This is a genomic window from Nannocystis bainbridge (genome assembly GCF_028368995.1).
Classification (GTDB): domain Bacteria; phylum Myxococcota_A; class Polyangia; order Nannocystales; family Nannocystaceae; genus Nannocystis; species Nannocystis bainbridge.
Genome location: NZ_JAQNDL010000005.1, coordinates 396,623 through 419,368, shown reverse-complemented (window position 1 = coordinate 419,368; position 22,746 = coordinate 396,623). Strand labels below are relative to the sequence as shown.

Here is a 22,746-nt window from a genome sequence, read left to right as displayed (position 1 = left end):
TGTGGTGGCTGGCGAGTGCGTCGCGGATACACCGCGCGGGCGGCGAGTCGGACGGGACGTTCGGATTTCGCGGCGGTTGGATGCTCCACGACCGGGGCAACGTCAAGCGCAGGCGTGGATGCACCGTGGGGCGACGTCGCTTCGCCCAATGGGGAGGCCATGGGCTTTAATTCTTTGCTTTCGATCGTCGGGGCGAACGAACGTTCGTCGCGACGCAACCGTGAGCCGGATCATCACCGCCGCGGCGATGGTGATCGCCACCACGAGCAGAGCCGCCTGGTCGAAGTCGATCAGGACGTTGCCGGCATGCAGGTCGCGGTAGACGAGGCCGGCGGCGTGCTCGCCCGGGGTGGAGCTGAAGCCGTCGCGCGCTCGCGGCGGCCGTCGATCACGGGCGCACGGCGAGCAGGGTCTGCGTGTCGCCCGGGGCCGCGGCGGTCATCATGTCGATCAGCGTGCGCGACTCGCCGGGGCCGGCGGCGCCGGTGCGGCGGATCGACGGGACCCGGCTCATCGCCCACAGGATGGCCGTGGTGGCGACGGTGGGCAGGCGGCCGTAGGTGACCATCGCGGCGGGCACGATGGCGTCGCCGAGCCGGCGCACCAGGCGGAAGCCCTCGTCGGAGGCGCGAGCGAGCTGCTTCGCCTCGGTCCAGGACAGGCCGGCGCGGCGGTCGTAAGCGCGGATGCTGGCGATCATCCCGGGCACGACGAAGGCGGCGTGGGTGCGCAGCCAGCTCTGCATGTCGGGCTCGACGACGGTGGGGATGCCGGCGGCGGTGAAGACCGGGGCCCAGGCGGGATCGGAGACGGGGGTGAGCAACGGGCCGCGGGTGACGATGCTGGTCGTCAACACGCCGTCGTCGAGCCAGGCGAGGATCGCCGGGAAGCCGAAGGCTGCGCGCTCGCGCCCGACGGCGTCGCGCAGGCGATCGAGCGGCTCGAACGTGTTGAACATGAAGAGGATCGTGCGCGCGGCGCTGGCGGCGAGGGCCGGCAGCACGGCGTCGACCTGCGAGGCGAGCACCGAGACGAGCACCAGGTCCCACGCGGTCTCGGGATCGAGGGCAGCCTGGACGTCGACGACGGCGCGCTCTCCCGTGTTCTTGCGGATCGCTCCCTCGCGCTCGAGGTGCGCGAGGCGAGCGCCGCGGGCGATGACGGTGACGTCGTGGCCGGCGCGCGCGAGCTGGAAGGCGAAGGTGCTGCCGATCCCTCCGGGACCGAGGATGGCGATCTTCATGCGCTGCGTCTAGCACGCGCGGGCGGGCCATCTGACGGCGGGCCGCGAGCCGCCAAAGGTCGAGGCCGAGCAGCGTGTGCACGCGGCGCTGCATCGACGTGCGTCGTTCTGCGAACACGATGCGCTCGCCTGCGACGACGGGGCCGTGCCGCCGGGCTTCGCGGCAGCGACCGCGAATGCCGCTCGCCGCGCGCCCCGAGCCGCGCCACCGAGGAGGCGCGAAACCATCCCGAGTCGGCTTATGCTGCCGCGCCATGGCCGAGCCGTTCAAGAACCTGATCAACGCCGAAGTCGTGCAGGCCATCGGCCACCACCTGACGCGCGTCGATCCAGGCTTCGATCGCCGTGGTTTCGCGGCCCGGGCGCTGGCGCGCCTGGACACGCTGGAGCTCAAGGCCCGCGTGCTGCAATTGGCCGATGCTCTGGTGGCCACGCTGCCGGCCGACGTCGACCGCGCGGCCGGGCTGCTGGAGGCTAGCCTCGGGCCGCCGGGCGCGGGTGACGACCTGAGCGCGCTACGGACCAGCGAGCGCGGCCTGGCCGGCTGGGCGGTGTGGCCCTTGTCCGAGGCGATCGCCCGCCTGGCGATCGATACGCCCGAGCGTGGTCTGGCGGCGCTCCACGCGATGACGCAGCGATTGACCGCCGAGTTTGCGATCCGGCCGTTCCTCGTGCGCCACCCCGCGGTGTCCTACGCGACCCTCGCGGGCTGGGTCAGGGACCCGAGCGCGCACGTGCGACGGCTGGTCAGCGAGGGCAGCCGTCCGCGCCTGCCCTGGGGCCTGCGGCTGCAAGCGCTGGTGCTCGACCCCACGCCGACGCTGCCGTGGCTCGCCGCGCTGCAGGACGACCCCAGCGAGTACGTGCGGCGCAGCGTCGCCAATCACCTGAACGACATCGCCAAGGACCACCCCGCGCTCGTGGCCGAGTGGCTGGGGCGCCACTTGCCGGGTGCGTCGCCCGAGCGTCGCGCGCTGCTGCGACACGCCAGCCGCACGCTGATCAAGCAGGGAGATCCGGCGGTGCTGGCCGCCTGGGGCCTGGGGCAGGCGTTTCGCGGCGAGGCGGAGTGGAGCGTGACCCCGACCCGGGTCGCCATCGGCGGTGAGATCACGCTGCGCCTGGTGCTGCGCTCGACCGCGGCCAAGCCCCAGCGCCTCGTGATCGACTATGCCGTGCACCACGTGAAGGCCAATGGCAGCACCTCGCCCAAGGTGTTCAAGGGCTGGGCGATCGAGCTCGGCCCACGAGAGGAGCGCGCGCTGGAGCGCCGCCACTCGTTCAAGCCGGTGACGACGCGCCGTTATTATCCCGGCGCGCACATCGTGGACCTCCGCATCAACGGCCAGGTGCTGGGCGAGGCCGCGGTCCAACTGCGAGCATGAGTCGTGGCCGCGCTGCGGCTCGCCCCAATTTCAGGACAGCGTCGCCAGGGCCGAGCGCTCGAATACGCCGAGCTCGTCGTGGCGGCCTTCGCGGATCTTCGGGACCCACTGCGGATCGGCCAGCAGCGCGCGGCCGACGGCGACGAGGTCGAACTCCTCGGCCTCGAGCCGGCGGACCAATCCGTCGAGGGACGCCGGCCGCGACGACGCGCCGCCGAACGCGGCGATGAACTCGCCGTCGAGCCCGACCGAGCCGACGGTGATCGTCGGCTTGCCCGTGACCTTCTTGGCCCAGCCGGCGAAGTTGAGCTCCGAGTCGGCGAACTCCGGCTCCCAGAACCGCCGCTGCGAGCAATGGAACACGTCGACCCCGGCCTCGGACAGCGGCGTCAACCACGCTTCGAGCTCGCGCGGGTTCGCGGCGTTCTTCACCTCGAAGTCCTGGGCCTTCCACTGCGACAGCCGGAGGATCACCGGGATGTCCTCGCCGACGCCGGCGCGCACCGCCCGAACCACCTCCGCGCCGAACGCCGCGCGCTCGCCGATGGTCGCGCCGCCCCAGCGATCGGTGCGCTCGTTGAGGCCGCCCCAGAAGAACTGATCGATCAGGTAACCGTGCGCTCCGTGGATCTCGACCGCGTCGAAGCCGAGCTCGCGGGCCGCCCGGGCCGAGCGACCGAACGCCGCGATCGTGTCGGCGATGTCCTCCTCGGTCATCGGCTCGAGCGCCCGCTTGCCCGGCGTGACCAGCCCCGACGGGCTGTCGACGCGACCGAGCGGCCGCCAGTCGGCCCCTGTGCCGCGCGACGACCCGACGTGCCACAACTGCGGCGCGATCCTCCCGCCCGCGGCGTGCACCTCGTCGGCCACGCGCTTCCACTGCGGCAGGGCGTCGCCGTGGAACACCGGCACGTTGGCGTCGTTGCGCGCCGCCGGACGCTCGACCACCGTGCCCTCCGTGACGATGAGCCCGACCTCGCCCTGCGCGCGCCGGCGGTAGTACGCGGCGACTTCGGCCGTCGGGATGCCACCCGGCGAGAAGGAGCGAGTCATGGGGGCCATGACGATGCGGTTGGGCAGGCGCAGCGAACGGACCTGCAGCGGCCGGAACAAAGAGTCGATGCTCATGAGACCTCGTGGACAAGGGGACCGCGGTCGCGCGATCCACTGTACGGAACGTTAGTTCAATAAAATGGACGGTCAAGACGGTCCGATGCGGCCCCGTCGTGCGCTAAATCCGAGGAGGGGCGGCCGCGTCGTCGCGGTCGCCAACGCCTCTGACGCATGGTGCTGGCTGCGTACGGGTCGGAGCGTAACGCGCCAGGCTTCGCATGGTCCGCTCCGTGGTGGGACACGTGCTTGCAGGTCCGTCAGACGTGAGCTCCTCGGTGCCTGTCCGCTTCGCGCTGGTGACGCAGTAGGCGGTCCTGCGAAGCGCTCGCGGCAGGAGCGAACCGGCACACCGCGCTCCCCGAGAAGCATGAGGCGGCGATGCTTGATTAAACCGACTACGAGCATATCCGCTGCCGCGATTCGCGATTCGAGCGGGTATCGCCTTCGTCAGCGCGGACCTCGGCCACGACGGCCACGGCGATGCTCCTGCGTGATACGCTCGCGCGCGAATGGTTCATGGTTACGCGGTCCGGCCTTTTGTCCTCGAGAGCGTCACCCGCAGGCTGGCGAGCCTCGATCCGCGAGAGCGCCGAGCCGACCACGGCCGGCTCATCCTCGCGATGGACTGCCTCTATTTCGTGCAGGGCTGGGAGACCCATCAGCAGGCCGGCGGAGGTGGCGGGCTCATGGGCGCGCTCCTCGATCTCGCGGAGCATTCGCGCGACGTGATCGACACGGCCGCCGAAGGGGCACGAATGCTCGCCCAGGTTCAGCCGCTTCGGCCCGAGGAGCAGGTGCGCGCCGTCGCGGGATCGGTGAGCGTCGCGGTGGGGGATATCGAGTCCGCGTCGCTCAGCTTCTTCACCAGCATCCTCACGGTGGTCACCGAGACCCACGGTGAGGTGCTGAGCTTCGAGATCGAACGCCAGTATCGTAAGCAGGTCCAGGCCTGGCTTCGGAGCATCCCTCGCGCGCGGGCGCCCCGGACCGCGCCCTGACGAGAGCGACACGGGACACGGCAACACGGGCTTCGACCGCTGCGACGCGTGTCGCGCTCGTCGATCGAGAATCAGCCGAACAGGACGCGGCGGATCCACAGGTCGTAGGTGCCGTCCGGGCCGCCCACGCCGCCGACGGCGACGAACGAGTGGGGGCCGAAGGCGACGTCTTCGCCGCGGTCGTCCCCGTCCGGCGTCATGCCGGTGGCGACGCTCGACCATAGCTGGTTGCCGGCGTCGCCGTGGAGCCCGACGTGGATGTCGGCGTCGTAGTCGGGGTGTCCGACCAGGCCGGCGACGATCAGCCCGCGCGACGGATCGGCGGCGACGCCGTGGAGCTGACCGTCGGTCTCGGGAAATTCCTTCCAGACGGAGTTGAGGTCGAGGTCGGAGCGCCACAGCAGCGGCGAGCTGTCGAGCGGGACGTGCCAGCCGGAGATCACGACCTCGTCGCCGATCGCCTCGACGTCGGTGAGCTCGCCTTTCAGGTTGGTGGTGACGTGGGTGATCAAGTTGCCCTGCGAATCGAGGGCCGCGGCGAGCGGATGGTCCTCGCCATCGATGACCCAGGAGCCGACGACGACCAGGCGGTCGCCGGCGACGGCGAGGCCGTTCGCGCGCGCCGAGGCTTCGGGGTCGGAGCCGTTCCACGCCCACGTCGTCGCGCCGGTGGCGAGGTCATGGCGGCGGACGAACATCTGCATCGGCGCGCCGTTCTCGGCGCCAGCGGTATAGACGGCGTCGTCCGCGAGCGCGACGCCCTGCGCGAAGGCGTTGCTGTTGGTGGGCGCCGGCTGCTCGTGGACCCACTCGAGCGCATGGTCGGCCGAGAACTTGTGGAGCGCCGCGGAGGTCGCGTTGCCCGGATCGATCGTGAGGTAGCCGGCGACGTAGTACGTGCCGTCTTCGGCGAGCGCGATCGATTCGTAGCCGCCGTAGTCGTGCTCGCTCGGGTGCACGTATTTCCACAGCACGCTGCCGTCGGGCGCGAGAGCGACGATCAGCGGGCGGCGGACGCCGGCCGTGCCGTCCTGGTAGCCGACGACGAGGATCGTGCCATCGGGGGTGATGGCGACGTCGCGGGCGCGGTCATGGCCGCCGGCGTCGCCGGGGAGCTGGACGGTCCAGTCGACGTGCGCGACCGGCTGGCACGCCTCGCAGCCGTCCTCGGCGGCGTCGTTGCCGTCGTCGCAGGCCTCGCCGTCGTCGAGCACGCCGTCGCCGCAGCCGCCGGCGGGCATGCCGGTGTTGCTCGTGTCGCCGGTCGAGTCGGTCGTGCCAGTCGTGCTGGTCGTCGGGTCGTCCTCGGTGGTCGATGCGTCGCCGGTCGAGGTGGGGGCCTCGGAGGTCGCGTCGGATCCGTCGGTCGAGGTCGCGTCGGAGGACGAGTCCGACGTGGAGGGGTCGGCGGTCGTGCTCGCCGGGTCGGCAGGACACGCGGCGACGAAGGTCAGCAGGGTCGAGGAGAGGATGAGTCGGGGCATCGTCATTTCCGCAGCGCTGGAGTCGCCGGCGGCGGGCCGCGAATTGCCGGGGCGACTGAAAAAACGTTCGGAGCGCGGCCGCGCGGGCTCGTGGGGCGACGCTGGTCCTTCGGTGGCAGGAGCAGCCGCGCCGTCCCGTGTCCGCTGCGACTTCGCCATGGGGCTTCGTGCCCGAGCTCGCGGGTCGGGCTCCTGTGCACCGGTGAGGCCTCCGCCGCGCTGGCCTCGTGGCGCCGCACCCTGCGCCGCTCGGCTGCGAGCCGCCCCGGTCGGCCGGCCCAGCCGTCACGCGCGCGGTCGATGGCGCGCCGCTCGAGGCTGGCCTGTGCCGACCGGCCGCGAGCTGGCGCGGCGAGCCGGCGGGTCCATCCTTGCGCGCGCATGAACCCGAAGGACAGCGACACGATCACGCGGCGTCGAATGGTCGGCACGATGGGCGTCGGGCTGGCGGCGGCAGCCGTCGCGGGCCCGGCCACTGCCGCCGCCGCGCCCGCGAGCGCCGCCGCTTCGGCGAAGCCGGCCCGGCTGCAGGACCCGACCACGCTGTACCCGCGCCCGCCGTTCCCCAAGCAGCAGCAGCCGTGGCCGGGGCTGGCGAGCAAGATGACGCCGCGACCCGATCACGGCGAGCAGAGCTACCGCGGCTCCGGCAGGTTGGTCGGGCGCAAGGCGCTGCTGACCGGCGGGGACTCGGGCATCGGTCGCGCGGCGGCGATCGCCTTCGCGCGCGAGGGCGCCGACGTGGCCATCAACTACCTGCCGGCCGAGGAGTCGGACGCGCAGGAGGTGATCGCGTTGATCCGCGCCGAGGGCCGCAAGGCGGTGGCTGTCCCCGGGGACATCCGCGACGAGGCGTTCTGCAAGCAGATGGTCGCGTCCGCGATCTCGCAGCTCGGCGGGCTCGACATCCTCGTCAACAACGCGGCCCGTCAGCAGCAGCGCAGATCGATCCTCGAGCTGACCACCGAGGAATTCGACGCGACCTTCAAGACCAACGTGTACGCGATGTTCTGGATCACCAAGGCCGCGCTGCCGCACCTGCCGGCCGGCGCGTCGATCATCAACACCGCGTCGGTCCAGGCCGTCGACCCGTCGGCCAACCTCCTCGACTATGCGCAGACCAAGGCGGCGATCGTCGCCTTCTCGAAGTCGCTGGCCAAGCAGCTCGCGCCGCAGGGGATCCGCGTCAACGCGATCGCGCCCGGGCCGTTCTGGACGCCGCTGCAGCCGAGCGGCGGCCAGCTGCCGGACAAGCTGACGAACTTCGGCGGTGATACGCCGCTCGGCCGCCCGGGCCAGCCGGCGGAGATCGCCCCGCTGTATGTGCTGCTCGCGTCGGCGGAGTCGAGCTATTGCACGGGGCAAGTGCTCGGCGCCTCCGGCGGGTCCGGGAAGTTTTAGTCAGGCGCCGCCCCGCAAAGGCGCCTCGCGCAGCACGACGCGACGGTCCGTCTCGTCGGGCAGCGCGAGGCGTCAGGCCGTGGCTCACTCGCCGAGCCGGGCCGTGGCGGGCCACAGAACGGGCTCTGGCGTCGTTTCGGGCAAATTCGCAAGGCCCGTCAAGTCGGCGGGTCCGGGCTGCGGTACGTCTGTGCTCGTGAAGCCGGAGACGCGATCCTTCTACGAAGCGGCGGTGCTGCGCACGATCGGGCAGATCGCGCAGTCGCTCGACCGGGCGCTCGATCTGGCGGCGCTGGCCCGCGGGGCCGCGCTGTCGCCGTTTCACTTCCATCGCGTGTTCCGCGGCATGGTCGGCGAGACGCCGCTCGAGATGCACCGCCGGCTGCGGCTCGAGCGGGCCGCGAGGGCCTTGCTGACCAGCGACGCCGGCGTCACCGCGATCGCCTTCGACGCCGGCTACGAGACCCACGAGGCCTTCACCCGCGCCTTTCGTCAGGCCTACGGCGCCTCGCCGTCGGCCTTTCGCCAGGGCGTGCTCGACCCGCGGACCGGCTGCATGCGTCCGCCGCAACCCGAGCTCGCCGCGCCCTCGGGCGTGCACTACTGCGACGACCCGACGCGCGAGCTCGTCGTCCATATCGCCACCAAGGAGTCCATCATGAACGTCGACATCGAGACCCTGCCCGCGCTGCGGGTCGCCACCGTCACCCACGTCGGTCCCTACAATGGGATCTCCGCGGCCTTCGCCCGCCTCGGCGCGCTGGTCGGTCCGGCCGGACTGCTGCGATTCCCCGAGGCGGCGATGGTCGCCATCTATTACGACGACCCCGAGGTCACTCCGCCGGAGCAGCTTCGCGCCGACGCCGGCCTGGTGGTGCCCGCGGACGTGGCTCTGCCGGCCGGCCTCGGCGAGCAGCACCTGCCGGCCGGGCGCTACGCGAAGACGGTGCACGTCGGCCCGTACACCGGGCTCGGCGACGCCTGGTCGCGCCTGATGGGCGAATGGCTGCCGCGCAGCGGTCAGCGGGTCGGGGAGGGCCACAGCTACGAGCTGTACCGCAACAACCCCACCAACGCGCCGCCCGAGCAGCTTCGCACCGAGCTGTATCTGCCGCTGGCGTGAAAGAAGCTCAGCCCGGACGAATCGCGGTCGCGAGGCCCGATTCGTCAGGCGCCGCGCAGGCGTGCGCCCGGGGAAGTTCCGAATCGCGGCAGGTGGCGTCCCCGTCGTGCAGGGCCGGGGCGCGTGTTAGGTTCGCGCCCATGTCGGTCAATCTCGAGTTCGTCGCCAGGGTCGGAAAGTGGCCGCGGCAGCGCAAGGACGAGGTCCTCGCCGCCCTCGCGGCGTGGGCCTACCAGGACGAGGGCTTCGACAAGCTCGATGTCGTCGTCGACATCCGTGGCGGCAGCGCCCGCGACCCGGTCGTCCGCATGGAGGCGTACACCACCGGGCCGGTGATCATCAGTCGCTTCGGCGTCTGGTCGGCCGAGACGGAAGAGCGCCTGCGCGGCCGGATCGCCGCGGCCGGCGGCGAGGACGTGAGCCTGCGATTTACCTTCCCCGACGAGGAGTGAGCGCTCACCCGCCGGCGCGCTGCTGATTCAGGGTCAGGAGGCGGCCCAGCAGCGCGTCGGCCAGCGCCGGCAGCCACGCAAGGCGGGTGCCGTCGCCGCGGGCCGCGAACTCCGCGCTCGCGCGCGTCGCCAGGTCGTCCCAGCCGTAGGCGGTCAGGGTCGCGCGATCGAGGGCCGCGTGGAGCTCGCGCAGCTCGGCGATATCGTCCGCGCGATCGGCTGGATCGTGAAAGCGATTGTAGAGGCGCGTCAGACCGATATCGCCGGCGATCATCATCCGGCGCCGGCATTCGTCGTAGCGCCGCCCGGCATCGGCGAGAAAATGCGAATGTCGCCACTCGGGCGGCATCGGGAACGTCTCGAAGCAATCGGAGGGGTTGTAGCGCGGGTCGGCCCGCAGGCTCGAGCCTTGCGTCAAGGCCCACAGCTCGTGCACGCGGGACTGCAACACCGCGAGGGACGCGTGGTCGTCGAACGTGAACACGTTGAGCGCGTTGGTGAACACCGCGTGGGCGTCGACGAGGGCGAAGGTGACGTACTTGGCGACCACGGGGCAGGCGAGCACCGCGGCCTTGCCGGCGATCGCCCGATAAAGCCCGCTGCAGGCCTCGTTGTAGAGCCACCAGCGCTCGCGCCGGGCCTTGCGCTTGTCGATCGCGCGGCGCGGCAGCACCCGCTCGCGCACGATCGCCAGGCAGCGCGGGAACTGCTCCGCCTCCGCCAGCGTCAGCCCGGTGAAGTTGATGATGAAGCCGGCCGGCCGCACGTGCGGCGACGAGGTGAAGGTGCTGGCGTTCATCACCGGCCAGATGCAGGCCGCCTCGTGCGGCGCCGCGCCGACGAGCGCTTCGCGCTGGGCGGGTGTCAGCAGGAAGCCGGTGCCGCCGAAATCGACGCCCTTGAAGCTCTCCCCCGCGCGCTCGCGCAGGCGCACGGCCGTCCACGCCGCTCGCGGCCGCCGCAGGTCGCTGCCGATGGCGGTCACCGCCTCGCCGTCGAGCCGACGCACCCCGGACCACGGGCCCTTGATCACGAACACGTGGGCGACGCGCACGCTGGCGCCGCCGTCCCAGGCGGCGCTGCGGACCGCCTCGTAGACGACGCCGCCGGCGCGCAGCAGCGGCTCGAGGCCGGTGGCGCGGGTGTCGGCCTCGGCGATCGAGTTGGTGGTGACGAACCCGAGCGTGCCGCCCCGGCGCAGCAGGGCGAAGCACCGCCGGAGAAAATAAGCCGCGAGGTCGCTGTTGCCGTGCGCGCCCGGGCAGGTGCGCAGCAGCCAATCGCGGTAACGATCGCCGAACGCGCGGCCGATGCGGTTGCCCCAAAAGAAGGGCGGGTTGCCGATGAAGCCGTCGAACCCGGGCTCGTCGCGGGCGAACACCGTCGGGAACTCGAGCTCCCAGTGAAATGGCAGCACCCCGAGGTCGCCGAGCCCGGCCGCCAGGCGCGTCAAGGCAGCGAGGGCCCCGGGGTCGCCGCGGCGGGCCGGCTCCACCGTGGCGCGGGCCAGCCGTTCGCGCTGCTCGTCGCGGCGGCGGTCGCTGTCGTGGGCGAAGAACACGGCGACCGCCGCGTCGCCGATCGGCCGTTCGCGCGAATGTGGGCGGTCTTCCGCCCTCGTTGGCTCGTCCGCGTCGGGGTGCCATGAAAACGCGGCGATACGGGCCCGGTCGAGCCCGACCAGCGCGTCGCCGCAGCGCACCGCCGCGCTCATGAATTCGTCCGGAGAGCCGCTTGCGCCGGTCAGCAGCCACAGCGAGAGCCGCGTCAGCTCGGCGGCGTCGGGGTCCTTGTCGACCCCGTGCAGGCAATGCAGGGCGACCTCGCGGCGCGCGAGCGCGGTCGCGTCGACCCCGGCCGCGATCGTGACACCATGATCGTGGCACGCGCGCTCGAGCCGGTCGCCGAGCAGGCGGCAGGCCGCCAGCAGGAACGCCCCGCAGCCGGTCGCCGGATCGCACAGCTTCAGCGCCAGCAGCTGCGTCGGCGTCGGCCGCTCGCCCAGGGCCACCAGCAGCGGGCCCAAGGCGGTGTTCACGATCGGGTCGGCCAGCCCGCGCGGCGTGTAGTGAGCCCCGGCGCGCCGCCGATCCTCGCCTGGCGCCACGACCAGCGACCCGGCCGGCAAGATCTGGTGCGCTCGCCGCGGGGGTCGCAGCGCCAGGGACTCGAGGACCTCCGCGGGCGTGCGCGCCGAGACCAGCGCCTGCTGCAGCGCGGCGTCGGGCGACCCACCGGCGGCCGCGACCCTGGCCATTCGCGCGTCTGGCTCATGAGACAGGATCTCCGCCAGATCGATCACCACGTCCCCCGGGCCGAGCTCGAGCCCTGGCCCGCGCAGACGCAGCAGGCGGTAGTCGAGCAGCGACTCGTGGACCCCGCCGAGCGCCTCGAGGTCGAGGTCGCGGTACCAAGCTCGCGGATCGTCGACAGCTTGCAGGGCTTGCAGGGCCCGACCCACCGCCGCGGCGTCCGGCTGCGGGCCGTCCACGAGGTCCTCGCATGCGAGCGCGCGGGCCTGCGCGAGCGACGGCGCATCCCCGGCCTCGGCGCACAGGCGCCACAGCGAATCACCCCACTCGAGCCCGCGCGCCCCGGCGTGCAGGCGAAACATCCATCGCGTCACCCGCCGGACCAGCGCGCGGCGCAGCGGCCGGAGGTCGGGCTCCGTGGCCGCGGCGTCGGCCGGGAAGCCCGCGACGAGCTCGCGGAGGGCCCGCAGCGCCATTTCGCCGGGCACCGGCGCGGGCGGCTCGGAGCGTTTGCCGGGGCGAGGCACGGGTGGGCAGGGTATCACGGGCCCGGGGCGCCTGCCCGCGCGGGCGGCCAGCGCGCCGAACGGCGACGAACCACCGCCGCGAATCGTCGCACGGGCCCGGGCGCCTGCTTACGCGCACGGCCCGTGAATCGTCAGGCGGCCAACCATCCCTGAGAATCGGCGCACGGGCGAGAGCGACGACTCGCCGAGAACCACTGCCGCCAATCATCGCACGAAGCCGGGCGAACGCCCCCGGCCCGCGGTCATTGGCTTTGTCGCCAGCCGCCGCCCAGCGCCTGGTAGATCGACACCACCGCCTGCATCTGATCTTTCTTCGCCTCGATCAGGTCCATCTCGGCCTCGAGCGAGTCGCGCACGATCATCAGCACCTCGTAATAATCGACGTGGGCCGATTGATAGAGGACCTTCGACACCTCGATGGCCGCGTGCAGCGTCTCGACCTGGCTCGCCAGTTGGTCGTAGCGCTGGCGCAGGTTCGAGATGGCGGTCAGCTGGTTGTACACGTCGGTGTACGCCTGCAGGATCGATCGCTCGTAGTCGAACACCGCCTGGACCTGGCGGGCGTTGGCCGAGCGGTAGTCGGCCTTGATCGCCGCGCGGTTGAGCAGCGGGGCGACCAGGCCGCCGGCCAGGTTGAACGCCAGCGACCGCGGATCGACGAGGTGCTGCAGGTTGAACGACTCGAAGCCGATGCCGGCGTCGAGCCGCAGCGACGGGTAGAACTTGGCCTTCGCGCTGCGGGTGTCGAGCTTCGACGCCTCGAGCCGCAGCTCGGCCGCCTTCACGTCGGGGCGGTTGTCGAGCAGGTCCGAGGGCAGGCCCGCGGCGACGATGTCGGGCCGGGCGGCCTCGAAGGTCCGGGTGTTGCGCGCGACCGGCTGCGGGAACCGCCCGACCAGGAAGTTGACGCGGTTCTCGACGATGATCCGCTGCTGCTCGAGCGCGAACCGCCGGCCCTGGTTCTTCTGCACCTCGGCCTGGAACCGCTGGACCCCGAGCTCGGTGTCGCGGGCCGCCAGCTTCTTGAGCTTGACCACCTCGAGCGCGTTCTTCTGCAGCTCGATGTTGCGGTCGAGGATCTCGATCTGGATGTCGAGCGCGACCAGGTCGTAGTACGAGTTGGCGAGCTCGGCCACGATCTCGGTGACGAGGAAGTGCTGCTCCTCGATCGACGCCTCGTACTGCAGCACCGCCGCCTTCCGGGCGTTGCGCAGGCTGCTCCAGATGTCAGTCTCCCACGAGGCCGCGAAGCCGAAGCGGAAGTCGCCGAGCGGCCGCGGCAGGTTGTGAAGGCGGTGGGCGACCCCCTCCGCGGTGTGCTCGCCGGGCTTCTCGACGCCGGCGCCGACCCCCGCCTCGAGCCGCGGCAAGTAGTCGCCGCGCAGCCGCGCGGCGCTGTTCTGGGCGATGATGATCTCCTGCAGCTGGATGTTGAGCTGCTGGTTGTTCTTCAGGGCCGTCTCGATCAGCGCCCGCAGATCGGGGTCGGCGAAGAACGAGTCCCACTGCTGCTGCACCGCGACGCTCGGGCCGCTCGCGGTCGCCAGCGCGCCGAACGACTGCGGCACCTCCTGGCTGGCCTCCCGGGCCTTGTTGTCGCCCAGCAGACCGGCGCAGCCGAGCGCGAGCGACAGGGTGCAGGCCGCCGTCACGGCGGCGATCGATCGCCATCGCTTACGCATCGGAGTCCTCCTCCGGCAGCGCGGTCGGCTGCGTCGTGTCCGACTCCGGCGAATGCGTCGTCGACGACGCGTCGTTGTCGGCCAGCGTGTCGACCAGCAGCGCCGCCAGCGACACCTCGGACAGCGGCAGCGCGGCCGGCGGGGGCGGCGGCTCGGCGCGCCCGCCGACCCGCAGGAAGCTCTCGTACCGCGCCAGGTGGGCGAAGATGAAGTAGAGCCCCGGGATGATGATCACGCCGAACACGGTGCCCACGACCATGCCGCCGAGCGCCGACGCGCCGATGGTGTTGTTGCCGACGGCCCCGGCGCCCCTGGCCACGACCAGCGGGTAGAGGCCGGCGACGAACGCGAACGAGGTCATGAGGATCGCGCGGAACCGGGCCCGCGCGCCGGCGACGGCCGACTCGAACACGCTGGCGCCCTCGCGCTGGGTCTGCACGCCGAACTCGACGATCAGCACCGCGTTCTTGCCGAGCAGACCGACCAGCATGACCAGGCCGACCTGGGCGTAGATGTCGTTGGCCAGGCCCATCAATTGGAGCATCAAGAACGAGCCGAACGCGCCTGCGGGCAGCGAGGTGATCACGGCCAGCGGCAGGATGAAGCTCTCGTACTGGGCCGCCAGCACCATGTAGACGAACACCAGCACGACGCCGAAGATGTAGATGGCCTCGCTGCCGCGCTGGGCCTCGTCGTAGGACAGGCCCTCCCAGGCGATGTCGTAGCCGCGCGGCAGCACCTCGGCGGCGACCTCCTTGATGGCCTGGATGGCGTCGCCGGTGGTGTAGCCGGGCGCGTTGCCGCCGCGGATGGCCGACGAGTTGTACATGTTGTAGCGCGTGATCTCGTTGGGGCCCTGGCGCTTCTTGAGCGTCATGAACGACGAGTAGGGGACCATCTCGCCGGCGTCGTTCTTGACGTACATCTTGAGCACGTCCGGCGGCAGCGCCCGGAACTCGGGCGAGGCCTGGACGTAGACGCGGTAGAAGAAGCCGAAGCGGATAAAGCCCTGCTCGTACGAGCTGCCGATCATGAGGTCGAGGTTCTCCATCGCCTTGCCGATGGAGACGCCCTTCTGCATCGCCTTTTGGTTGTCGATGACGAGCTCGTACTGCGGGTAGTTGGCGGCGTAGAAGGTGAAGAGGCCGGTCAGCTCGGGCCGCTCGCGCAGCGCGGCCATGAACTCCTGGTTGATGCGATCGAACTCGTAGTAGTCGTTGCTGCCGGTCTTCTCGAGCATGCGGAAGGAGACGCCGCCGGCCGCGCCGTAGCCGGGGACCGCCGGCGGCTCGAAGAACTCGACCACCGCGCCGATGTCCCGCGACTTCTCCTCGAGCTCCTCGATCACCTCGGTGACCGACTTGTCGCGGTCCGACCAATCCTTGAGGTTGATGAGGCAGGTGCCGGCGTTGGAGGCCCGGCCCTCGGTGAGGATCTCGTAGCCGGCCAGCGACGAGACCGACGCGACCTCGGGCATGGCGCGGGCGATGTCCTGCAGCTTCCGGGCGGCCGCGTTGGTGCGCTCGAGGGTGGTCCCCGGCGGGGTCTGGATGATGGCGTAGACGATGCCCTGGTCCTCGTTGGGCACGAAGCCGGCCGGCAGGACCCGGTTGACGGCGAAGATGCCGTACACGAACAGGCCGAGCAGCAGGATCGTCAGCCAGACCCGGCGCAGGATGGCCCGCATCAGCCGCACGTAGCGGTCGGCGACCCAGTTGAAGGCGCGGTCGAAGCCGCGCACGAACAGGGTGATCGGGTTGCGGCTGGGGCGGTGGCCGTGCACGGGCTTGAGGATCAGCACCGACAGCACCGGGGTCAGCGTCAGGGCGATGAAGCCCGACAGCACGATCGAAGCGGCCATCGTGACCGAGAACTGGCGGTAGAACACGCCGACCGGGCCGGGCATGAAGGCGACCGGGACGAACACCGAGGTCATCACCAGGGTGATGGCGATGATGGCGCCGCTGATCTCGTTGAGGACCTCCTTCATCGCCTCGTAGACCGGCAGGTGCCTGGCCTCCATCTTGGCGTGCACGGCCTCGACGACGACGATGGCGTCGTCGACGACGATGCCGATCGCCAGGACCAGGGCGAACAGGGTGATGAGGTTGATGCTGATGTCGAGCGCGCTCATGAAGATGAACGCGCCGACCAGCGACACCGGCACCGCGAGGGTCGGGATCAGCGTCGAGCGCCAGTCGCCGAGGAACACGAACACGACCAGGGCGACCAGCACGAACGCCTCGGCGAGGGTGTGCACGACCTGGTCGATCGAGGCGTCGACGAACGCGGAGACGTCGTAGCTGACCGCGTAGTCCATGCCCGGCGGGAAGCTCGCGGCCTTGATCTCGTCGAGCCTGGCCTTGACGTTCTCGATGACCTCCTGGGCGTTGCTGCCGAGGGTCTGCTTGAGCACGATCGCGGCCGAGGGGTGACCGTCGAGGTTGGAGTAGATGTTGAAGAACTCGCTGCCGAGCTCGACCTTGGCGACGTCCTTGAGGTGGAGGACGTGGCCGTCGGGGGTGGCGCGCACGATGATGTCGCCGTACTGCTCGGGCTTGTTGTAGCGGCCCTCCCACACCAGCACGTACTCGAGCGACTGCGCGGTCTTGCCGGTGGCCTGACCGACGCGGCCGGGGCGACCGATGACGCTCTGCTCGCTGATCGCGGTCATCACCTCCTCGGCCGAGACGTTGTAGGCCCGCATCCGGTCGGGGTTCAGCCACACGCGCATGGCGAACTGGCGGCTGCCGAGGATGCGCGCCTGGCCGATGCCCTTGACCCGCATGATCTCCGGCAGGATGTTGACGTTGGCGTAGTTGAACAGGAACTTCTCGTCGGCGTCGGCGGCGGTGCTGTAGAGGTTGACGTACATCAACATGCTCGGCTGCACGCGCATGAGCACGACGCCCTCGAGCTGGACCAGCTTCGGCAGCTGGTTCATCACCTGGTCCATGCGGGTCTTGACGTTGATGATCGCCTGGTCGGGGTCGGTGCCGAGGTCGAAGATGACCTGGATCGTGGCCTCGCCGGCGCTGGTCGCGTCGGAGGACAGGTAGCGCATGCCGGGCACGCCGTTGATGGCGCGCTCGAGCGGGATGAGCGTCGACTGCACGAGCACGTCGGCGCTGGCGCCCGGATAGGAGACGGTGATCTGGACCTGCGGCGGCGCGATCTCGGGGAACTGCGAGACCGGGCGCGAGCGGATCGCCAGCAGGCCGAGGAGGACGATCAGGACCGAGACGACGATCGCGAGCACCGGTCGATGGAGAATCTTGGCGAACATGCTGTCACCCTCTATTCGGCGTGGAGGTCGAGGTGAGCGAACACCTCGGCGGGCTCCTCGAACTTGACTTCGATGTGGGTGCCGTCCTGGACCTTGCGCAGCCCCTCCAGGAGGATGTGGTCCGAGTCCTCGAGGCCGCTCTCGACGATGAAGGCGTGCGGGAGCTCGGCGGCGACGGCGATCGGGCGCGAATGGACGATACCCTCGTCGTCGACCACGAAGACGTAGCGGCGATCGAGGATCTCGAAGGTCGCCTTCTGCGGGATCAGCTGCGCGTTGGCGTACTGGCTGGTGACGATGACGTTGCCGGTCTCGCCGTGGCGCAGCAGGCCGGTGGGGTTGGGGAAGGTCGCGCGAAAGGCGATGTTGCCGGTGGTGTTGTCGAAGTCGGCCTCGATCGTCTCGACCCGGCCCGGCTGGTCGAACAGCCGGTTGTTGGCCATCTTGAACTGGACGACCGTCGTCTGCTCGGGGTCGGCCTTGTAGTCGAGGTATTCGGCCTCGGGCACGTTGAAGTAGATCCACAGGGTCCGGTTGTCGGACAGCGTCGTCAGCAGGTCGCCCTCCTCGACGAGGCTGCCGAGGCGGACGACGAATCGATCCATCAGGCCGGTGAACGGGGCCCGGATCTCGGTGAGGCGCATGTGCGTCTGCGCGAGCTCCAGCTCGGCCTTGGCGCGATTGAGCTTGGCGCCGGCCAGCGCGAGCTCGGCCGGCGAGACGATGTCCTTGTCGGCCAGCATCTTGGTGTTCTTGAATTCGATCGAGGCCATGTCGGCCTCCGCCTCGGCGCGGTGGAGGTCGGCGCGATAGATGAGCGGCATGACCTGGAACATCTTCGTGCCCTCCTCGATCCGCTGGCCCTCGTCGACGTAGATGCCCGTCAGATAGCCGCGCTCCTGGGCCCGCACCTCGATGTGCTGGATCGCCTGGACCTGGGCCACGTACTCGCGGGTCAGCGCGGTGTCCTGGCGCAGCGGGGTGGTGACGGCGAACACGCCGATCTCCTCGTGCTTGTGGTGCGGCGCGTGGCAGGCCGTCACGCCGAGCAGCACGAGCACGCCCGCGAGCGCGAGCAGTCGCGGCCACGATCGGTGCATCGCGGCGCGGCCGAAGCAGGCGCGCAGGAGCGTGAGGACGAGGGAGGTGCGGGGCCGCAGCGGGGCGCCTGGGAGGTCGTGGTTCATCGAGGTCCGCCTGTCTCGCGCGCGGTCTGCCGGCGCGCGGCCCGAACCCGCCGGCCCCGTCGCGGGACCGTGGCTCGAAGCCTGGTTCACGCTGTTTCACGGACGATGCCGGGGACGGAGCGGGGCGAGATCGTTGATGAAATCCAGAGGGGGCCGGCCCGACCTGGAAATTTTCCCTGGTCGCACGGGGAGCCGCTCCCATCGGCGGGTCCAGCGGGCGGCCGCCTCGGCCGCGCGGGTCGGCGATTTTCCGGGCCGCAGCGGCCGCGCGCGAGGGTGGCGCGCGGATTGCAGCTCGAACGACGAACCGCGCTACCCTCGGCGAGGAACCCGCCAGTGACCCGACAGACCTTCGCTTTCGCCGAACGCAGCCGTGTGCGGATCAGCGGCCTCGTGCTGCTCCTCGGCGCCGTGCTCAGCGTCGCCGCGGTGGCGCTGGTCGGGATCCGGTTCGAGGACGCGGAGTCCGAATTGGCGATGGAGCGCGAGCAGCGGCGCCTGGGCAACCTGGCGTCGCTGCTGTCGGTGGAGCTGGCGGCGGAGCTGGCGAACCTGGTCCGCGACTCGCCGGCGGCGACAGCATCGCAAGCAGACGCGGCGGGGACGTGGCGGTCGCGCATCGTCGGCGAGGACGGGCGCGAGCGCGAGGTGCAGGTGCGGATCGGCGAGCTGTTCCACGCGGCCGACCACCTCGGTTCGGCGGACGAGCGGGTGTTCGTGCAGCCGCCCGGAGCGGCGAGGTTCTTCAACCTGCACGGCCGCTCCACCGGGCCGGGGGTGCTCGCGGAGCTGGTGGCGCGCGGCCAGGACACCGGCATGTTGAACGACGCGCAGGCGCTGCAGCTCGGGCTGCCGGAGTATCCGGCGTTCGTCAGCGTCGCGGTGGCCGACGGCGGGGCGCTCGGGAGCTGGCGCGTGGCGGTGGTCGGCAGCACCCGCGAGGAGGTCGAGCGCGACCGGCGAGGGATGCTGCGGGTGATCATCAAGGTGCTGCTGACAGGCATCACGACGGTGGTGTTCGGCTACTTCGCGTTCCGGGAGTTCCGCGCGCAGGCGCTGGCGCGCCACCAGCTCGAGCTGGCGGAGCAGCGGCGCGCCGGCGAGGCGGTGCTGGCCCGCGAGAACCGCACGGCGACGATGCTGACGCTGGCGTCCGGAGTGGCGCACGAGGTCGGCACGCCGCTGGGGCTCATCCGCGTCAAGGCGGAGGCGCTGCGCGAGGCGCTGCAGGACTCGCCGGAGGAGCAGGACGCGCGCACGATCCTCGGCCAGGTCGACCGCCTGCGCGACGTGGTCCAGGGGTTCCTCCGCGTCGCGCGCGGCAGCATGCCGGAGCAGGCGCGGGTGGCCCCGGCGAAGCTGGCGCAGGCGGTGCACGACCTGATCGCGCACCGCTTTCAGGCGGCCGAGGTGGCGCTCGAGATGGAGATCGCGGCGGACGTGGCGGACGTACGAGTCAATGCATTGCTGGTCGAGCACGCGCTGGTCAACCTGCTGGTCAACGCGTGCGATGCGTCGCCGCGCGGCAGCTGCGTGACGCTGCGGATCCGCCAGGAGGGCGAGGACGTGGTGTTCGAGGTGCTCGACGAGGGCGAGGGCGTGCGCGAGGAGGATCGCGAGCGGCTGCTCAAGCCGTTCTTCTCGCGCAAGGCGCAGGGCACCGGCCTGGGGCTCGCGCTCACCAACGAGATCGCCCGCATGAGCCGCGGGTCGGTCACCCTGACGGCGCGGTCGCCTCGCGGCGCGATAGCGACGCTGCGCTTGCCGCGGGAGATGTCATGACGAGCGAACATAAGGTCCTGCGCCCGCGCGTGCTGCTGGTCGACGACGAGCCGGAGTGGGGCGACGCGCTCGGCGAACAGCTGGGCCGCCGCGGCTTCGAGGTGCACGTGGTGCGCGACGCCGCGGCCGCGCTGGCGCGGCTCGAGTCGCACGAGTTCGACGCGATGGTGACCGACCTGCGGCTCGAGCACGGCGACGGGGTGTCGCTGATGGTGCAGGCGCAGGAGCTGGTGCCGCAGCTGCCGACGATCGTGATGACGGCGTACGCGGCGATCGATACGGCGGTGGAGGCGATCCGGCGCGGGGCGTTCCACTACCTGACGAAGCCGTTCGGGGTCGACGAGCTGGTGCTGTTCCTGCGCCGCGCGCTCGACGACCGCCGGCTCCGCCGCGAGACGGGGGAGCTGCGCCGGCGCCTGAACGACGCGGCGCCGCAGGGCCTGGTCGGCCGCAGCACGGCGATGCGGGCGGTGTTCGAGGTGATCGCGCGCATCGCCGACACCGATGTGCCAGTGCTGCTCACCGGCGAGACGGGCACCGGCAAGACGACGATCGCGGCGGCGCTGCACGCCCGCAGCCAGCGCGCGTCGGCGCCGTTCGTGGCGGTCAACTGCGCGGCGATCCCCGAGCAGCTGCTCGAGAGCGAGCTGTTCGGCCACACGCGCGGAGCCTTCACCGGGGCGACGCAGGCGAGCCCGGGGCTGTTCGCGGAGGCCGACCACGGGACCCTGTTCCTCGACGAGATCGGCGAGCTGCAGACGGCGCTGCAGGCCAAGCTGCTGCACGTGATCGAGCGCGGGGTGATCCGCCCGATCGGCGGGACCCGCGAGCGCCGGGTCCACACGCGGATCCTGGCGGCGACGAACCTCGACCTCGCGGCGGCGGTGCGCGCGGGCGAGTTCCGCGAGGACCTCTATTATCGGCTGGCGCTGGTGGTGCTCGAGATCCCGCCGCTCCGCGACCGCCGCGAGGACATCCCACTGCTGATCGAGCAGAACCTCGAGTCGGCGCGCCGCCGCTATCCGACAGCGGCGCCGCGGCGGATCGGGGAGGAGGTGATGGCGGCGTTCCTGGCCTACCGCTGGCCGGGGAACGTGCGCGAGCTGGCCCACCTGATCGAGCGCCTGGTGCTGCTGTCGCGCAACGAGACGATCACGCCGGCAGACCTGCCCCGCGGCTTCGGCAGCGAGGACCCGAACGCAGGCGAGGGCGGATCCACGGGGTTCGGCGACGCGGTGCTGCCGCTGCGGGAGATCCAGCGCCGTTACGCGCGCTGGGCGGTGGCTCAAAACGGGGGGGTGAAGGCCCACGCGGCGCGGGCTCTGGGGGTCGACATCAAGACGCTGACGAAGCTGCTCAGCGAGTGAGGGGGGCATCGAGTCGCGAGCGGGCGATCCTCGCGTCGAGTGCCATGAAGCTCGCTGCGGTGGGGTCAGAGCGTCGAGGATGGAGGTCGACATCAAGAGGCTGACGGAGCTGCTCGGCGAGTGAGATGCATCGAACAGCGAGCGGGCGGCCCTCGCGTCGAGCGCCATGAAGCTCGCCGCGATGGGGTCAAAGCGTCGAGGATGCGAGCGGTGATTGTATGGTGCGTCGATTGGCAATCATGCGAGGAGCGGTCGTCGCGTTCGCGTCACCCACGCAGGCGCCGCGCTCGGCGGGCGCGGGAGATTCGTGGTAGCTTCGCCGCCCCTCGTGGTGCCGATCTTCACCGTCGTCGCCGGGCTTCTCGCCGCACAAGTGCCGGATCCGCCGGCGCTCGGGCTGGTGTGGGAGGCGCCGGGCGGCTGCCCGGGGCGGCGGGATTTGGTGGCGGCGATCGAGCAGCGGCTCGGGCGGGCCTTCGCCGGCGAGGTCGAGGTCGAGGCCCGGGTGGCCCTCCACGCCGAGGCGCCGCGCTATCGCCTGACCCTGCGGATCGCGGCGCGAGGCCGGGGCGCGGTTCGCACGCTGACGTCGCAGCGCTGCGCCGCGCTCGTCGACGCGACGGCGCTGCTGGTGGCGAGCGCGGCGAGGCGCGAAGCGGCGGCCTCGGGGGCCGAAGCGGCGCCCGAATTGCCCGTCGAGGTGGCAGGCGAGGGCGAGGTGATGACGGAGGAGAGCTCCGGCGTGACCACCGCGGCGGAGACGGTGAGCCCCGAGCACGCGACGGGGAGCCCGGGGTTCGAGTCGGTCGGCCCGCCGGTCTTGGCGGGCGCCGAGGAGGCGGAGCTCGCAGGGACTGCGCCGGACGGCCGGGCGGCGGCCATGAGCGTCGAGGGCCCGCTGCAGCCGCCTGCAGGCCCGGCGCGGCGGCTCGGGGGGCTGCTGCGGATCCAGGGCGGGGCCGAGCTGGGGGCGCTCCCGGGGGTCTCGGGGGCGATCATGCTGGCGGGCGGCCTGCTGTGGCGGCGGGCGCGGCTGGAGCTGCGCGGCGCCTTCCTGACGCCGCGCACCGAGGTGCGGGCCGAGGGCAGCCTGCGGGCCTTCGCCGGCATGGCGGCGGTGCTCGGCTGCGCGCGGCTCGGCGGGCGGCGGGTCGAATTTCCCCTGTGCGGCGGGCTGGAGGCCGGGGGCGTGCGCGGGGTCGCGCAGGACGTGGTCGGCGCGCGGGCCGTGACCGGGCGCTGGCTGGCGCTGGTGGCCTCGGCCGGGGTGGCGGTGGTCGTGCATCCGCGCGTGCGCCTGGGGGCGGCGCTCGAGGGGGTCGCGGGGCTCCTGGTGCCGAGGTTCGAGGTGCGCGACCCCGGGCCCCCTGCGGGGCTGTTCGCCTCGTCGCGGGTCTCGGGCCGGCTGCTGCTCATGGCGGAGCTGCGGTTTCGCGATCCGCGGTGACAGAAGTCAGGGTCGCC

Annotated in this window: 15 protein-coding genes; 8 read left to right on the top strand and 7 right to left on the bottom strand. The window is 71.5% G+C overall.

What is annotated here, in order from left to right:
* Positions 1-388: 388 nt before the first annotated feature.
* The gene (locus POL25_RS42000) at positions 389-1,243 is read right to left on the bottom strand and encodes a ketopantoate reductase family protein (protein WP_272092075.1); all 855 of its coding nucleotides are present in this window, start codon (positions 1,241-1,243) and stop codon (positions 389-391) included.
* Between the two features lie 254 nt (positions 1,244-1,497).
* On the opposite strand from POL25_RS42000, the gene POL25_RS41995 reads away from it, so the two are divergent.
* Positions 1,498-2,628, top strand: a complete 1,131-nt coding sequence (locus POL25_RS41995; RefSeq protein WP_272092074.1) for a DNA alkylation repair protein — start codon at positions 1,498-1,500, stop codon at positions 2,626-2,628.
* Positions 2,629-2,658: 30 nt separating this feature from the next.
* On the opposite strand, the gene POL25_RS41990 is transcribed toward POL25_RS41995, so the two are convergent.
* A complete protein-coding gene (locus POL25_RS41990) occupies positions 2,659-3,756 on the bottom strand; it encodes an NADH:flavin oxidoreductase (RefSeq protein WP_272092073.1) in 1,098 nt (365 codons plus the stop codon).
* Positions 3,757-4,250: 494 nt separating this feature from the next.
* Between POL25_RS41990 and POL25_RS41985 the strand changes: the two genes are divergently transcribed.
* Positions 4,251-4,739 carry a hypothetical protein gene (locus POL25_RS41985; RefSeq protein ID WP_272092071.1) on the top strand — a complete coding sequence of 163 codons (489 nt, stop codon included), beginning with the start codon at positions 4,251-4,253 and terminating at the stop codon, positions 4,737-4,739.
* Between the two features lie 71 nt (positions 4,740-4,810).
* Here POL25_RS41985 and POL25_RS41980 read toward each other — a convergent pair whose 3' ends face one another.
* Positions 4,811-6,223, bottom strand: a complete 1,413-nt coding sequence (locus POL25_RS41980) for a hypothetical protein (RefSeq protein WP_272092070.1) — start codon at positions 6,221-6,223, stop codon at positions 4,811-4,813.
* Positions 6,224-6,604: 381 nt separating this feature from the next.
* Between POL25_RS41980 and POL25_RS41975 the strand changes: the two genes are divergently transcribed.
* The 3 genes from POL25_RS41975 (at position 6,605) to POL25_RS41965 (ending at position 9,199) form a co-directional block, all read left to right on the top strand.
* A complete protein-coding gene (locus POL25_RS41975) occupies positions 6,605-7,624 on the top strand; it encodes an SDR family oxidoreductase (protein ID WP_272092069.1) in 1,020 nt (339 codons plus the stop codon).
* A 196-nt stretch (positions 7,625-7,820) separates the two neighbouring features.
* Positions 7,821-8,747, top strand: a complete 927-nt coding sequence (locus POL25_RS41970) for an AraC family transcriptional regulator (protein WP_272092068.1) — start codon at positions 7,821-7,823, stop codon at positions 8,745-8,747.
* A 140-nt stretch (positions 8,748-8,887) separates the two neighbouring features.
* A complete protein-coding gene (locus POL25_RS41965) occupies positions 8,888-9,199 on the top strand; it encodes a hypothetical protein (RefSeq protein ID WP_272092067.1) in 312 nt (103 codons plus the stop codon).
* Positions 9,200-9,203: 4 nt separating this feature from the next.
* Here the strand turns inward: POL25_RS41965 and POL25_RS41960 are convergent, their stop codons facing one another.
* The 4 genes from POL25_RS41960 to POL25_RS41945 form a co-directional block, all read right to left on the bottom strand.
* Positions 9,204-11,978 carry an Eco57I restriction-modification methylase domain-containing protein gene (locus tag POL25_RS41960; protein WP_272092066.1) on the bottom strand — a complete coding sequence of 925 codons (2,775 nt, stop codon included), beginning with the start codon at positions 11,976-11,978 and terminating at the stop codon, positions 9,204-9,206.
* A 242-nt stretch (positions 11,979-12,220) separates the two neighbouring features.
* Complete coding sequence (locus tag POL25_RS41955; RefSeq protein ID WP_272092065.1) at positions 12,221-13,660, bottom strand: TolC family protein; 1,440 nt, start codon at positions 13,658-13,660, stop codon at positions 12,221-12,223.
* Positions 13,653-16,946, bottom strand: coding sequence for an efflux RND transporter permease subunit (locus tag POL25_RS41950; RefSeq protein ID WP_272092064.1), 3,294 nt, complete (start codon positions 16,944-16,946; stop codon positions 13,653-13,655). The genes POL25_RS41955 and POL25_RS41950 overlap by 8 nt, the downstream gene beginning before the upstream one ends.
* A gap of 11 nt (positions 16,947-16,957) precedes the next feature.
* Positions 16,958-18,046: an efflux RND transporter periplasmic adaptor subunit gene (locus POL25_RS41945; protein WP_373372152.1), complete on the bottom strand. Its 1,089-nt coding sequence runs from the start codon at positions 18,044-18,046 to the stop codon at positions 16,958-16,960.
* A 423-nt stretch (positions 18,047-18,469) separates the two neighbouring features.
* Here POL25_RS41945 and POL25_RS44800 point away from each other — a divergent pair, with 423 nt between their 5' ends.
* The 3 genes from POL25_RS44800 to POL25_RS41930 all read left to right on the top strand — a co-directional run bounded on the left by POL25_RS44800 (position 18,470) and on the right by POL25_RS41930 (position 22,729).
* On the top strand, positions 18,470-19,915 hold the full coding sequence (locus tag POL25_RS44800; RefSeq protein ID WP_272092062.1) for a sensor histidine kinase: 1,446 nt from the start codon (positions 18,470-18,472) through the stop codon (positions 19,913-19,915).
* Positions 19,912-21,282, top strand: a complete 1,371-nt coding sequence (locus tag POL25_RS41935) for a sigma-54-dependent transcriptional regulator (RefSeq protein ID WP_272092061.1) — start codon at positions 19,912-19,914, stop codon at positions 21,280-21,282. Before POL25_RS44800 ends, POL25_RS41935 begins: the two co-directional genes overlap by 4 nt.
* Positions 21,283-21,610: 328 nt before the next feature.
* Positions 21,611-22,729 carry a hypothetical protein gene (locus POL25_RS41930; RefSeq protein WP_272092060.1) on the top strand — a complete coding sequence of 373 codons (1,119 nt, stop codon included), beginning with the start codon at positions 21,611-21,613 and terminating at the stop codon, positions 22,727-22,729.
* Positions 22,730-22,746 lie beyond the last annotated feature (17 nt).

What these genes read in the sequence shown, in the direction of transcription:
- POL25_RS42000 (WP_272092075.1), bottom strand. Translation starts at nt 1,243, where the DNA reads ATGAAGATCGCCATCCTCGGTCCCGGAGGGATCGGCAGCACCTTCGCC.
- POL25_RS41955 (WP_272092065.1), bottom strand. Translation starts at nt 13,660, where the DNA reads ATGCGTAAGCGATGGCGATCGATCGCCGCCGTGACGGCGGCCTGCACC.
- POL25_RS41945 (WP_373372152.1), bottom strand. Translation starts at nt 18,046, where the DNA reads ATGCACCGATCGTGGCCGCGACTGCTCGCGCTCGCGGGCGTGCTCGTG.
- POL25_RS41950 (WP_272092064.1), bottom strand. Translation starts at nt 16,946, where the DNA reads ATGTTCGCCAAGATTCTCCATCGACCGGTGCTCGCGATCGTCGTCTCG.
- POL25_RS41990 (WP_272092073.1), bottom strand. Translation starts at nt 3,756, where the DNA reads ATGAGCATCGACTCTTTGTTCCGGCCGCTGCAGGTCCGTTCGCTGCGC.
- POL25_RS41985 (WP_272092071.1), top strand. Translation starts at nt 4,251, where the DNA reads ATGGTTCATGGTTACGCGGTCCGGCCTTTTGTCCTCGAGAGCGTCACC.
- POL25_RS41935 (WP_272092061.1), top strand. Translation starts at nt 19,912, where the DNA reads ATGACGAGCGAACATAAGGTCCTGCGCCCGCGCGTGCTGCTGGTCGAC.
- POL25_RS41975 (WP_272092069.1), top strand. Translation starts at nt 6,605, where the DNA reads ATGAACCCGAAGGACAGCGACACGATCACGCGGCGTCGAATGGTCGGC.
- POL25_RS41995 (WP_272092074.1), top strand. Translation starts at nt 1,498, where the DNA reads ATGGCCGAGCCGTTCAAGAACCTGATCAACGCCGAAGTCGTGCAGGCC.
- POL25_RS41980 (WP_272092070.1), bottom strand. Translation starts at nt 6,223, where the DNA reads ATGCCCCGACTCATCCTCTCCTCGACCCTGCTGACCTTCGTCGCCGCG.
- POL25_RS41965 (WP_272092067.1), top strand. Translation starts at nt 8,888, where the DNA reads ATGTCGGTCAATCTCGAGTTCGTCGCCAGGGTCGGAAAGTGGCCGCGG.